General features: G+C 72.5%; 16 protein-coding genes. 4 read left to right on the forward strand and 12 right to left on the reverse strand.

The window, feature by feature from the left end:
• Nucleotides 1-73 precede the first annotated feature (73 nt).
• Nucleotides 74-337 (reverse strand): hypothetical protein, encoded by a 264-nt coding sequence (locus ACWD5O_RS33375; RefSeq protein ID WP_450087719.1) that lies wholly within the window; start codon nt 335-337, stop codon nt 74-76.
• Nucleotides 338-418: 81 nt separating this feature from the next.
• On the opposite strand from ACWD5O_RS33375, the gene ACWD5O_RS33380 reads away from it, so the two are divergent.
• Nucleotides 419-1867, forward strand: coding sequence for a M20/M25/M40 family metallo-hydrolase (locus ACWD5O_RS33380; RefSeq protein WP_450087720.1), 1449 nt, complete (start codon nt 419-421; stop codon nt 1865-1867).
• Between the two features lie 69 nt (nt 1868-1936).
• Here ACWD5O_RS33380 and ACWD5O_RS33385 read toward each other — a convergent pair whose 3' ends face one another.
• Together ACWD5O_RS33385 and ACWD5O_RS33390 are read right to left on the reverse strand one after the other, a co-directional pair.
• Entirely contained in the window at nt 1937-2464 is a 528-nt protein-coding gene (locus tag ACWD5O_RS33385) for a GNAT family N-acetyltransferase (protein WP_450087721.1), read from the reverse strand.
• A 46-nt stretch (nt 2465-2510) separates the two neighbouring features.
• On the reverse strand, nt 2511-3494 hold the full coding sequence (locus ACWD5O_RS33390; RefSeq protein WP_450087722.1) for a LacI family DNA-binding transcriptional regulator: 984 nt from the start codon (nt 3492-3494) through the stop codon (nt 2511-2513).
• Nucleotides 3495-3616: 122 nt separating this feature from the next.
• On the opposite strand from ACWD5O_RS33390, the gene ACWD5O_RS33395 reads away from it, so the two are divergent.
• Nucleotides 3617-4195: a CGNR zinc finger domain-containing protein gene (locus ACWD5O_RS33395; RefSeq protein WP_450087723.1), complete on the forward strand. Its 579-nt coding sequence runs from the start codon at nt 3617-3619 to the stop codon at nt 4193-4195.
• Between the two features lie 66 nt (nt 4196-4261).
• Here ACWD5O_RS33395 and ACWD5O_RS33400 read toward each other — a convergent pair whose 3' ends face one another.
• The 6 genes from ACWD5O_RS33400 to ACWD5O_RS33425 all read right to left on the reverse strand — a co-directional run bounded on the left by ACWD5O_RS33400 (nt 4262) and on the right by ACWD5O_RS33425 (nt 8163).
• Complete coding sequence (locus ACWD5O_RS33400) at nt 4262-4693, reverse strand: hypothetical protein (RefSeq protein WP_450087724.1); 432 nt, start codon at nt 4691-4693, stop codon at nt 4262-4264.
• 40 nt (nt 4694-4733) lie between these two features.
• Entirely contained in the window at nt 4734-5027 is a 294-nt protein-coding gene (locus ACWD5O_RS33405; RefSeq protein ID WP_354967602.1) for a DUF6510 family protein, read from the reverse strand.
• A 36-nt stretch (nt 5028-5063) separates the two neighbouring features.
• On the reverse strand, nt 5064-5843 hold the full coding sequence (locus tag ACWD5O_RS33410; RefSeq protein ID WP_450087725.1) for a ferredoxin reductase: 780 nt from the start codon (nt 5841-5843) through the stop codon (nt 5064-5066).
• Entirely contained in the window at nt 5836-6435 is a 600-nt protein-coding gene (locus tag ACWD5O_RS33415; protein WP_354967600.1) for a sulfite oxidase-like oxidoreductase, read from the reverse strand. The genes ACWD5O_RS33410 and ACWD5O_RS33415 overlap by 8 nt, the downstream gene beginning before the upstream one ends.
• 76 nt (nt 6436-6511) lie before the next feature.
• Nucleotides 6512-7534, reverse strand: coding sequence for a TerC/Alx family metal homeostasis membrane protein (locus ACWD5O_RS33420; protein WP_450087726.1), 1023 nt, complete (start codon nt 7532-7534; stop codon nt 6512-6514).
• A 218-nt stretch (nt 7535-7752) separates the two neighbouring features.
• Nucleotides 7753-8163 (reverse strand): DUF2267 domain-containing protein, encoded by a 411-nt coding sequence (locus ACWD5O_RS33425; protein WP_450087727.1) that lies wholly within the window; start codon nt 8161-8163, stop codon nt 7753-7755.
• Between the two features lie 157 nt (nt 8164-8320).
• Here ACWD5O_RS33425 and ACWD5O_RS33430 point away from each other — a divergent pair, with 157 nt between their 5' ends.
• Both ACWD5O_RS33430 and ACWD5O_RS33435 read left to right on the forward strand, forming a co-directional pair.
• Nucleotides 8321-8590, forward strand: coding sequence for a DUF2795 domain-containing protein (locus tag ACWD5O_RS33430; protein WP_354967591.1), 270 nt, complete (start codon nt 8321-8323; stop codon nt 8588-8590).
• 45 nt (nt 8591-8635) lie between these two features.
• Nucleotides 8636-9304 carry a DUF1345 domain-containing protein gene (locus tag ACWD5O_RS33435; RefSeq protein WP_450087728.1) on the forward strand — a complete coding sequence of 223 codons (669 nt, stop codon included), beginning with the start codon at nt 8636-8638 and terminating at the stop codon, nt 9302-9304.
• A gap of 261 nt (nt 9305-9565) precedes the next feature.
• Here ACWD5O_RS33435 and ACWD5O_RS33440 read toward each other — a convergent pair whose 3' ends face one another.
• The 3 genes from ACWD5O_RS33440 to ACWD5O_RS33450 form a co-directional block, all read right to left on the reverse strand.
• Complete coding sequence (locus ACWD5O_RS33440; RefSeq protein WP_450087729.1) at nt 9566-10228, reverse strand: hypothetical protein; 663 nt, start codon at nt 10226-10228, stop codon at nt 9566-9568.
• Between the two features lie 79 nt (nt 10229-10307).
• Nucleotides 10308-11279 carry a pirin family protein gene (locus tag ACWD5O_RS33445; RefSeq protein ID WP_450087730.1) on the reverse strand — a complete coding sequence of 324 codons (972 nt, stop codon included), beginning with the start codon at nt 11277-11279 and terminating at the stop codon, nt 10308-10310.
• A gap of 66 nt (nt 11280-11345) precedes the next feature.
• Nucleotides 11346-12386, reverse strand: coding sequence for a hypothetical protein (locus ACWD5O_RS33450; RefSeq protein ID WP_450087731.1), 1041 nt, complete (start codon nt 12384-12386; stop codon nt 11346-11348).
• Nucleotides 12387-12599: the final 213 nt, after the last annotated feature.

Raw genomic sequence — 12599 nt, forward strand, 5'->3', positions numbered from 1 at the left:
GGCCCGGGACAAACGTCGAAGAACCCGTACGTCGGGCGCGGCGGTCGGTCGGCAACGTCGGCGGCGGGACGGCTCAGCTCGGCTGGAGCCGGAGGTGACCGCTCCCGCCTACCGCCTCCAACCCCCACTCGTGGCCGAACGCCCGCACCCGATCGGCCGTGATCTGGCGCAGTTCGGGCGGGATGTCCGGGTCCAGCACCAGCCGCCCCTGCACCGGGTTGAGCCCCAGCATCGCGCGGATCAGGGCCAGCGGGGCGCCGGCCGCCCACGCCTGCGGGCTGCACGCCGCACGGCAGCCATGCCACCCACCGTAGGAACGGTCGACACCAGGTGTCATCACCCGGTCCGGGTGAAAGCAATGGAACATCCACGCCCGGCGATATGGACAGACACCTCCATCGATGGGGAGGATGCCGGAATGGGATCTGACGACACCGGCGAGAAGCCCACGAGGTCCACCCGCCGCACCTTCCTGTCCGCCTCCGCCGCCGCCACCGCGGCGACCGCCGCCACCGTGGCGGTGCCCGCGCTCGCCGCGCCGGCCACCGCCGACGCCCCACCGTCCGGTCCGGGCCGCCCGCTACGCCCGCAACGGCCCGACCGCGAGCTACGCGAGCTGCTGCGCCAGGTCGATCCGCGCCGCATCGAGGCGATCGTCCGCCGGCTGGCCGCGTTCGGCACCCGGCACACCCTCTCCAACCAGGACGACCCGCAGCGGGGCATCGGCGCCGCCCGGGACTGGATCTTCGCCCGCCTCCAGGAGTACGCGGCGGCCTCCGGCGGCCGGATGACCGTGGAACTCCAGTCGTACATCCAGCAACCGGCGTCGCGGATCCCCACCGCGACCCGGATCACCAACGTGGTCGCCACCCTGCGCGGGACGACCTCGCCGAACCGGACGTACGTGGTGACCGGCCACTACGACTCCCGGGTCACCGACGTGATGGACGCGGTCAGCGACGCGCCCGGCGCAGACGACGACGCCTCCGGCGTGGCCGTGGTCATGGAGCTGGCCCGGTTGATGGCCAGCCGGCCCACCGCCGCCACCGTCGTCTTCGCCGCGGTCGCCGCCGAGGAGCAGGGGCTGTACGGCTCGACGTACCTGGCCCAGCAGCTCAAGGCGGCCGGTGCGGACGTGCATGGCATGTTCAGCAACGACATCGTGGGCAGCAGCACGGCCGACGACGGCACCCGCGACCCGTACGCGGTGCGGCTGTTCGCCGAGGGCGTGCCGACGGCGGAGACCCCCGCGGAGGCGACCACCCGGCAGTCCGTCGGCGGCGAGAACGACTCGCCGTCCCGACAGCTCGCCCGGTTCGTTCGGGACGTGGCGGAGAACGACACCACCGGGATGCGGGTACGGGTCATCTACCGGCGGGACCGCTACCTGCGCGGCAGCGACCACATCTCGTTCCTGCGCGAGGGCTGGCCGGCGGCGCGGTTCACCGAGCCGAACGAAGACTTCGCCCACCAGCACCAGGACGTCCGGGTGCAGGACGGGCAGCAGTTCGGTGACCTGCCGGAGTTCTGCGACTTCGGGTACATCGCCCGGGTGGCCCGGGTCAACGGCGCGGCGCTGTGGTCGCTGGCCCAGGGGCCCGGCACGCCCAAGGGCGCCATCATCGTGACCACCGACCTGACCAACAACACCACTCTGCGCTGGCAGCGCGGAACCGAGCCGGACCTGGCCGGCTACGAGGTGCTGTGGCGTGAGACCACGGCCGCCGAGTGGCAGCGGGTCATCCCGGTCGGTGATGTCACCGAGGTCAGCATCGACCTTTCGAAGGACAACGTCTTCTTCGGCATCCGTGCCGTGGGCCGTGACGGCCTGCGCAGCCCGGTCGCGTTCCCCCGGCCGGGCAGCTGAGCAGGCGCCCCAGTGACCGCAGCCTGACCTCGGCCGCCGGGCCCGCCGCGGAGCGGGTCCGGCGGCCGTTCAGGTCGCCGCCGGCGCCGTGATCGCCCAACGCTCGTGGTCGCGCCACGCGCCGTCGATGAACAGGTAGTCCGGGGAGAAGCCCTCCAACCGGAAACCCAGCTTGCGGGCCACCCGCCGGGACGGCTCGTTGCCGGGCTGTATGTTCGCCTCCAGCCGGTGCAACCCTTGCGCGCCGAACGCGTGGTCGATGACCAGGGCGAGGCCCGCCGAGGCGTGCCCGGTGCCGCTGTACGGCTCGAACGCCGCGTACCCGAGATAGCCGCCGCGCAGCGCGCCCAGCACGATCCCGCTGATGTTCACGTAGCCGGCGATCTGGCCGCTGGCCCGATCGCAGATCAGGTAGCCGGAGCTGTCCCGGCGGCGGATCCGGCGCAGGTACCGGTCGTACTCCTCCGGGCTGTCCGGCGCGACCAGCCACGGGTGGTGCAGCTCCCGGCTGCGGCGCGCGGCGGCGAGAAACTCGTCCGAGTCGGCGGGCCGGGGTCGGCGGATCGCGGCGGGACCGCCGGTACGCAGGTATCTCACGGCGGACCACTCTGACCGACCCACCCCGGCGCTGTCCAACCGGCGGTCAGCGCACGGCCGGCCCGGTGCTTTCCCGGGGCAGCACGCTGTGCGGCACGGTGACCCTGGCGATCGCCGCGCCCGGCTGGTCGATCCGGGCCACGGCCTCCCCGGCCAGGAAGCCGGTGTCGACGGCGACGGTGCTCAAGGTGGGCCGGGAGTAGCGCCCCTCCTCGATGTCGCCGATGCCGATCACCGCGACGTCGACCGGGACGCGCAGCCCGGCGTCGAAGGCCGCGCGCATCGCGCCGATCGCGAGGGGGTCGGAGTAGCAGAAGATGGCGTCCGGACGGTCCGGCTGGGCGAGCAGGGCGCGGGCGGCACGGTAGCCGTCGGCCCGACGGTGCCGCGACGCGGGCAGCCGCTGACCGGGGACGGCCGCCAGCCCGGCCCGACGCAGCGCGCGGTGATATCCGTCAGCTGACTCCCTCGGGTAAGCGCCGATCGCGGCGATCCGCCGGCGGCCGGCGCGCAGCAGGTGCGTGGTCGCGTCCTCGGCAGCCTGGGCGACGTCGACGCTGACCCGGTCGCAGCGCCCGTCCCGAACCTCGCCGCCGACCAGCACGACGGAACGCCCGGCGGCGGTCAGCGCCTCGACCAGTTCGGTCGGCGCTACGGGCGCGCTGACCAGCACGCCGTCCACCGGCAGCGGGCGGGCAGCGCCCAACGACGGCGCCGGGCGCTCGTCGTCGGGCCCCACCTGCTCGATGACGACCCGGTAACCCCGACCTGCCGCCGCGCGCACGACCTCGCGTGCGAGGTCGTGCGGGTAGGGCACGTCGGCGCCGGGCAGGACCAGGGCGAGCACGCCGGTGCGGCCGGTGCGCAGCGTCCGGGCGAACACGTTCGGCCGGTAGCCCAGATGGGCGACGGCGGTCTCGACCCGGCGGCGCACCTCGGGGCTCACGTGGGGATAGCCGTTGACGACGTTGGAGACGGTCTTCACCGACACGTCAGCGAGCTGCGCCACGTCCTTGAGCGTGGAAGCCACGACCCGCCCTCCCCCCGACGAAGGTCACACCACCAAAGCCGTTTCGCTGGTGCAGTTCCGACCCTCGCAGGCGATTTCACACCTGTCAAGACGCTACGGTGGTGTTAATGAAAGGGGAGGCAATGGACGACGACGCTGCGGTGCCGGCCACTGTGCGGCTCGTCCGGGACTTCGTGAACACCTTCGAGCCGCAGATCGACGACGAGATGCTGACCAGCCCCGACCGGCTCCGCGACTGGTTCGTCGAACGGGACCTGATGGCAATGGACGCGCACCTCGGGCCGGCGGACCTCAACGTGGCCGTGACGGTCCGGGAGGGTCTGCGCGCCGTGCTGCTCGGCCACGCCGGTCACCACGCCGACCCCACCGCGCTCGACCGGCTCAACCAGGCCCTGGCCGGGGTGCCCGTCACGCTGCGCTTCGCCGACGACGGTCACCACCTTGTCGCCGCCGACAGCGCCCCGCTGAACCGGGCGCTGGCCGGGCTGGTCGACGCGATCCGCGTGTGCGGCGAGGATGGCAGCTGGCCGAGGCTCAAGGTCTGCGCCCGCGACACCTGCCGCTGGGCGTACTACGACGCCTCCCGGAACCAGGCCCGCCGCTGGTGCTCGATGGCCGGCTGCGGCAACTACGTCAAGATGAAGCGGGCGTACGCCGTCCGCACCGGCCGGCCCACCCGGGGCAACGGTTTCGGGCCGTGAGTGTTGCGTAGGTTGAAGCAGAGCAAAGGGCGCGAGCAGACCGCCGGCTCCTCCGCTGGCGAGGAGTCAGCCGAGGACCGGGGCAGCCTTCTCACCGGGCCGGACGAACCACGGCGCCAGCCACGGGGTGAGCGCGACAAGTGCGATGGCGAGGGCGGTGATGACCGCTTGGCCGATCCGGCCCGGGGTGACACCCGCCGCCGGATCCAGCACATAGTTCGCGTACCAGTTCGCGGTCGCGTCCGTCACCAGCACGACGCATCCCAACGCCAGTCCCCACACCCGACGAGCCGCCAGCAGAAGTGCCGCCAAGCAATCCCACAGAGTCAGGGACACGAAGTACAACGTGAGCCAGCCAGGCAGGGTGAGCTGCGGCCTCAACGCGGGCACGAACAACTGAAGCAGGTGGACCACCGTGCCGTAGGCGAACACCAGCACGGCGACCGACACGGCGAGTCGAACAGCGCGCGGCACGTCACGCCATCGAGCAGCGCTCATTCGGCCAGTCTGCCTCAGCCGGGCAACGCCGCCCGCTTCCTCACAGCGGGCCGGGCTGGGTCTGCTCCAGCGGCATCGGGACCTGAAGGAACGTGGTGCCGCGCATGTCCAACCAGGCCCGGTCCGGTGCCCGAACCAGCCGCAGCATCACCGACTCACAGGACGGGCAGCGCGCGACCAGACCCGGGGCGTGCGAGAAGACGTGCAGGCTGGCCATCGATCCGGTCATTCCGCAGTTCTCGCAGCGGCCCATCGCCGTGCTCAGGTCGACGGCGAACAGCTCGCGCAGCGGGCCGTCGAGCATGTTGCCGTCCAGGTACGACATCTCGGTCATCGGGTCTCCTCGACGTTGCGTGGGCGGGTGGGCTGGTCAGCCGGTGGGGCCGAAGCGTTCGGTCTTCACCCGCCGCGACGCGTGGCCCAACCCCACCAGCAGGTCGGCAACGGTCTCCACGAACCCGGTCGGGCCGCAGACGTAGGTGAGTGGTTCCAGATCCGGTGGCCAGCCGTGGGTGTTGACGTCGGCCAGCCCGATCCGGTGCGGCTCACCACGCCAGCCCTCGGGCGCCTCGCGGGTGTACACGTACGCCACGTCGAGCCCGAAGTCGTCGCGGACCCGGCGGCGCAGCTCGTCGCCGTAGATCACGTCGCCGGGCGTACGCACCGAGTAGAGCAGCCGGAACGGCACCTTGCTGCCGGTCGCCCGGCGAGCCCGGATCATCGCCATCAGGGGCACGATGCCGGAGCCACCGCCGAGCAGCTGCACCGGCGCGGTTTCCTCCGGCCGCCAGATGAACCAGCCACCGAGCGGGCCGCGGACCTCCACCGGGTCACCCGCGCCGTAGACGTCGATCAGGTACGGCGACACCTCGCCTTCCGGCACCCGCTGCACGGTCACCTCGATGCGCGGCCCGCCCGGACCGTCCACGACGGGCCCGGCCACCGAGTACGACCGGGCCGCCTGGTAGCCGTCCGGCGCGGTCAGCCGCAGGTCGACATGCTGCCCGGGCAGGTGCCCCGGCCAGTCCGGCACCTCCAGCACCAGAGTGTGCGCGCTCGGCGTCTCCACCCGGCGCTCCACCAGCCGGCCGACCTGCCAGCGGATCGGGGCCCGCGCCGGCGTGCCGGTCGCGACCGCGCGCTCAGTCACCCTGGTACCGCTGCTCGCGCCACGGGTCGCCGTAGTCGTGGTATCCGGCCGTCTCCCAGAACCCCGGCTCGTCCATCGTCTTGAGCCGGATGCCGCGCACCCACTTCGCGGACTTCCAGAAGTACAGGTGCGGCACGAGCAGCCGAGCCGGCCCGCCGTGCTCCGGGGGCAGCGGCGCGCCGTCGAAGGTGTGCGCCACCCAGGCCCGGCCGCCGCGCAGGTCGTCCAGCGGGAGGTTGGTGGTGTACCCGCCGTACGAGTGCGCGAGCGCGAAGTGCGCGCCGGTGTCCACGCCGTCGAGCAGAGTGTCCAGCGAGACGCCCTGCCAGGTGGTGCCGAGCTTGGACCAGTGGGTGACGCAGTGGATGTCCACCATCGGCGTCTCCTGCGGCAGTGCCATCAGCTCCTGCCACGACCACCGGTGCTCGGTGCCATTTTCGGCGGCGATGACGAACTCCCAGGTGTCCAGCGACACCCGGGGCGTCGGGCCGGCCGAGAGCACCGGAAAATCCTCGGTCAGGTACTGACCGGGTGGCAGGGCGGGCTCCTGTGTTCGGGGCCGACCCTGAAAGCCCGGTGACACGATTCCCATTGCACAGTCGTACCACCCGCGCCGGCCGGGGCGGGAGCTTTCCCGCGTACCTCCTCGTCGCCCCGGCGCGGCGCGGTCAGCGCCGCTCCGCGACCACCTCACGCTCCTCGGGCTGGTCGCCCCGAGTGGCGCGCAAGCTGGTCAGCGTGACCACCACCAGCACCCCGATGATCACCAGGAGCGAGGCCAGGGTGGGGATCTGCGGCACGCTGTCCCAGATGCCGTGCGCCCAGTGCAGGCCCAGCTTCAGGCCGATGAACGCCAGGATGATGGCCAGGCCGTAGCTGAGGTGCACCAGCCGGCTCAGCGCCGCGTGCAGGACGAAGTAGAGCGCACGCAGACCGAGCAGGGCGAACGCGTTGGTGGCGAAGACCAGGTACGGGTCCTCGGTGATGCCGTAGACCGCCGGCACCGAGTCGACCGCGAAGACCACGTCGGTGGCCAGCACCGCGACGACCACCAGGGCGAACGGGGTGAGCGCCCGCTTCGCTCCCTGCCGGACGGTCATCCGGGTGCCGTGGTACTCGTTGACCACCGGCATGAACCTGCGCAGCAGCCGCACCGAGCGCATCCTGCTGATGTCGACTTCCTGCTGGTGCCCGGAGAGGGCGTCCCGGAGCAGCTTCACCGCGGTGGCGATGAGGATGATCGCGAAGAGCAGGAAGGCGAAGTCGAGGGTCTGCAACGCCGCCGCACCGAGTGCGATGAAGACCGCCCGCAGCACCAGCGCGCCGGCGATGCCGTACAGCAGCACCCGCTGGGCGAGCACCGCCGGCACCGCGAACGCGGCCAGCAGCAGCATGAAGACGAAGAGGTTGTCGACCGAGAGAGACTTCTCCACCAGGTAACCGGTGAGGTACTGCACGCCCAACTCGGAGCCGTAGCGGGCCCAGACCCAGCCGCCGAACGCCAACGGCAGCGCGATGTAGAACGCCGACCAGCCGATCGCCTCCCGCATCGACACCTCGTGCGGGCGGCGGGTCACCAGGAAGTCCAGTACCAGCAGCAGCAGTACGCCGCCGATGGTCACCACCCACAGCGTGGGCGTGCCCACTGACGACAACTCACCGGCAGCGGACAGGTACGACACTTCGGTCATGGGGCCTCCTCGAACACCGTGTCATGTTCGAGGTCTCCTTCACCCACCAAAGATGGGCAACCACCCGAGGCACGCCGGGCGCGCCGTACTGACCGGAAATGGTTCGTGGGAAGTACTCCCCTCGCAGGACAAGGTTAGGTCAGGCTCAATCTCGCCGCCAGGCGGGATGTCGATGGTTGCCCTGATCAACCGCTGTGTGCGGGCGGGGACAGGCGCGGTCAGGCGCGACGCAACGTCGCCCCCGGGGCCATCGCAGGCTCGACGAGCTGCCGGTAGTCACGCGGCAGCTGCGTGACCACGTCGTCGAACTCCCCGCCGGTGATCGCCTCGCGCAGCGTGGTGAAAACCGCCCGGACGGCGTCCCGGGCGACGGGCTCCTCCACGTCGGCGCGTAGCGCTACCCGGGCGACGAACTCGGCCGCTCCGAACCGGTCCGCCTGCTCGGTGCGCGGGCTCGGCTTGAGCACCAGTTGCAGTGGTTTGGGCAGCTGGGCGGCCAGATCCAGCACCTCGCCGCCGGTCAGCCGCTCGGCGAACGTCTCCAGCACGGCCCGGGTCAACTCGACCGACCGCTCGGACGGCGCCCGGGTGCGCTGCGAAACCTGGTCGATGAAGGTGTCGTAGTTCATCACGTACTCCCTCGGGCTGGCGTCGGCGCCTGCGGGTACCCGCGGCAGCCGGGGGGAAACGGCAGCCGATTCGACCACCCGCCCGGGCGTGACCGGACGGCGAGCGGGTAACCGCCGCCCGTCGTGACCACATCGATGTCGTGAGGGAGCCCCTGCCATGGCGAGCTACGCCGACGTCCTGCAGTACCTGTCGAGCCTGGACTACCCGGCCGAGAAGAACGACGTGGTCCGCGAGGCCGAGCGGGAGGGCGCCCCGCCGGACGTGCTGAAGGCCCTGCGCGCCCTGCCTCCGGTGGACTACGCCAACGGCACCGAGGTGGCCCGGTCGGCCGGCATCGACGCGGCCCCCGAGGTGGGTCCTTCGCAGCGGGCCGCGCAGGCCCGGGACAAGCACAGCCGTGTCTCGCAGCACCTGCGTGGCATCTGACCCGAGGGCGGTGGCGGCCCGAGTCCCGACGCGCGGCCGGCACTGATGATCGGCACGGGTCCGCTGTCCCGGGTCCCGAGCGGGCACACCCCCGCCGCGGTCCAGCTCGCCCTGGTGGGGGTGGTGGGCATCATCGTCGGCGGCGTCGTCGCCGTGGTGTGGTCGCCGCCACTCGCTCCGCTGGTCGGCTGGGACGCGGCCGCGCTGAGCTGGCTGGGGCTGGTCTGGCGCAAGCTCTGGCCGCTGGACGACGCGCAGACCTCGCGGGTCGCCTCGTACGAGGACCCCAACCGGGCCGTCCGTGACCTGGTGCTGCTGATCGCCTGCCTGGCCAGCTTGCTGGCGGTGGGGTTGGTGCTTGCCAGCGCCCACTCCGCGCCGCCCGGGCTCCGCCGGGAGATGTCCGGCGGGCTGGGCGTGCTCAGTGTGGCGCTCTCCTGGCTGGTGGTGCACACCGTGTTCGGCGCCCGGTACGCCCGGATCTACTACACGGGCCCGGACGGCGGGGTGAACTTCAATCAGCCCGAGCCGCCCCGCTACTCCGACTTCGCCTACATGGCGTTCACCATCGGGATGACGTTCCAGGTCTCCGACACGAACCTGACCAGCAACGAGATGCGTCGCACGGTGCTGCGGCACTCGATGGTGTCGTACCTGTTCGGCGCGTTCATCATCGCCGTCACGGTGAACCTGCTGGCCGGTCTGGTCCGCTGAGACGCCCGACGGGGCCCCGGAAGTGGCCACGGGGGCGTGGGCTGGCGCGCCGGGACAGGCGGGCGCCCCGTGGCCACGAACCGCGACCGGGGGCGCCACGCAAACCTGCCCAGGCGGTGAACCGCACCCGAACCGGATGCGATCACCAGGCGGTGGATGGTCGCCCGAACCGAGCGGCCAGCACTGCCGGGTACAACCATACGACAGAACATCATCCGTACGGTCAGAATTTGGCGAACTGTGGGCCAGGGCACGTCATGGTCAGCGGGTCAACTCCGCGTACCGGTGCTCCAGGTCGACCCGGGCCAGCGCCCCCACCAGCCAGGCCAGCCGCTCCGACTCCCCGCTGGTCAACCCCGCCAGGTCGTCCGCGGACCGGCCCAGCCCGAGGCGGCGGGCCGCGGCCAACGCCCGCCGGTCGGCCACCGGCGTGACCTCCCGCCACAGCGCCTGCGCCTCGCGCAGGAACAGGTCGACCACCTGGTCGTCCACGCCGGGCAGCTCGGCGAGGAGCTTGCGCTCCCGGGCCGGGTCGTGGTGCGCCAACGCGCGCAACCGGCGCAGGTCACCCCGGTACCGCTCGACGACCGTGCGAGCCAGGTCGCCCAGCACGTCGGCCAACGCGTCCACGTCGCCGCGCTGACCGCTGTCGCGCAGCACCCGCACCCGGTCCTGGTGCAGCGAGCGGGCCAACCGGGCGGCGCTGTCCCACCCTTCGTCGCGCAGCGCCCGTGCGCCGTCCAACGCGCGATGGAAGTCACCAGGACGGGCCAGCAGCACCGCGAGGTAGAGCACCTGGAACAGGCTCGCCGGGTTGTTGGTGACCCGGAAGCCGTACTGCTCGGCGAAGCCCCGTCCGCTGCCGGCGAGCCGGCGGGCCAGGCGCTTCCGGTCCTCCACCGGAGTGATCAATGTGGTCGCCATGCCGGCGACTACCCATGCGGACGTCGGTCACACGCCGACCGTGAGGGTGCGCCGTGGCCCCGCCGCGCGGGGTGTGGCCTCAGCCGTGCAGGCCACCGGTGCGGTCGCGGGCCTTGAGCCGGGTGGTGGGCAGGGCGGGCGCCGGCAGCGGCGGCGCCGGATCGTCGGCGACGACGCCGAAACGTCGCCCGGCCATCCAGTCTTCCCGAGCCGCGACGACCTCCTCGTGGGAGCGGCCGACGAAGTTCCACCACATCACCAGCGGCTCATCGAACGGCGTCCCGCCCAGCAGCAGCAACCGGGCCCCGGCCCCACCGCGCACGGTCAGCTCGCGGCGGTTCGAGCCCAGGTAGAGCAGCGCGCCGGGTTCGAACCCGACACCGGCCGCCTCGGCGGACCCGGACATCGCCAGCAGCGCGTACTCGAAATCGGGCCGCAGCGGCAGCGTGGTCGGCGCGGTGCCGCCCAGCTCCAGTTGCACACCGACCAGCGGGGTGTGCACCACCGCCGGGGACCGCTCCCCGGCGAACTCGCCGACCAGCAGGGTGACGTCCAGATTGTCGTCGCGCCAGCGCGGCAGGTCGGCGTGGTGCGCGAAGCCCGCCGCTCCGGCCCGCGCCGGGTCCGGCAGCGCCACCCAGAGCTGCACGCCGTGCATCACCGGCGGATGGGTGGCCGGTGACCGCTCGGAGTGGGCGATGCCGTGCCCGGAGGTCATCACGTTCAGCTGACCGGGCCGGATCGGCTGGACGTTGCCCAGGCTGTCCCGGTGCATGATCTCGCCGTCGAGCAGCCAGGTCACCGTCTGCAGGCCGGTGTGCGGGTGCGGCGGCACCTCCATGCCGGGCCGCTGCTCCACGTCGTCCGGGCCGAAATGGTCCACGAAGCACCACGCGCCGACCATCCGGCGGGGGCGCTGCGGCAGCAGTCGGCGAACAGTGGTGTAACGGCCCAGCGGCACGTCGTGGCCAGGCAGCAGCACGCTGCCGGGATCGACGTCGGCCACGCCGGGCGGTCGGGTCTCCGCCAGCATCGATTCAGTACGCTCCACCGCCCGACTGTACGCTCGCCCCCGCCCGCCGCCGCAGCGCTTCCACCGCACGGGCGACGGTCGGATTCACCGGGTGCTGGCGCCCACCGTCACGCTGCTGACTCCCGCCACCAGGTCGAGATGGAGCCGGTCCGCCGACCGGTCCCATCCCGGCGTACCCACCAGTGCCCCGGCAGCCACCCCGGCCCAGCGCTGGTCGCGCAGCACCACCGAGGCGGCGCCGGCTCCCGCGCGGACCCGTACCGGCGGCTCGCCCGGCACCCGGACGTCGAGCTGGCTGGCCCCGCCGGTCAACCGCACCGTCATGGTGCCGCTGACAGCTGGCAGGAGCAGTTCGGTACGGGCCGACCCGCCGGCGAGCTCCAGCCCCAGCAGCCGTGCCCGGGTCAAATCCAGCACCTGGCTGCTCACACCACCGACCAACTGGAGACGCCAGCTGACCCGCTCATTGAGCAACACCCGCACGGCCCTCGCCCCGGACGCACCGCTGGTCACCACGCCGAGCCGGACGGTCTCGCCCAGCACCGCCGGCCGGGCCGTCACGCCCGACCCGGCCGGGCTGCTGATCCGGTAGAGGTCGTCACCCAGGTCCACCACCCGCAGCTCGAACGAGGACAACCCGTCAGCCAGCACGAAGGTGGCCCGCTGCCGCCCCGCCAAAGGCGCGGTCACCGTCTGCCCGTCGGCCGCCGCACCCTCGCCACCCGGCCCCCCGCCGGCCCGGTCGGGGTCGACCGCGCCCGTCCGAGGGCCGCCGTCCGATCCGGCATCATCAGGTCGACCAGCACCGGGTTGGATGCTGCCGGGGCGGGCGTGGTCCGGCGGGGTGCAATCGGAGCGGGTGCCGCCCGGGCGGGTGCCGTCGGGGCGGGTGCCGTCGGGGCGGCCGTCGGGTGCGCTGGAGTAGGACATGCCGAGGCGGTGCGGATCAGCAATGATCACGGCCACCGCGGCGGCGCCGAGGATCAGCACGACGGCCGCGGCGGCCAGCAGCATCCGAGTCCCGACAGGCCAGCCTCGATGGGGGGCGGCGTCACCCGTCGGCTCCGGCTCTGCCTCCGGCTCCGGCTCCGGCTGGTGATCTGTGCCGTTACCCACTGCGGCCATGTTCTCGTCCCTCCGCCGGTCCCCGCCGGTGAGTACGTACCCGCCCACCGTTCGGATCACTCAGCGCTGACCGGACCGCTGCCGTCCGTCGCCAATCTTGGACGGTTTCCGTTCGCGGGTGTCCAAGATTCGGTCGTGGGTATGCCGCTGGCCGGGCCCCCGGGGGGGGGGCGGGCCGCGGGGAGGGTGGGGGGGGGGGAGCGGTTGGAGGTA

The sequence above is a fragment of the Micromonospora sp. NPDC005161 genome (assembly GCF_053599855.1).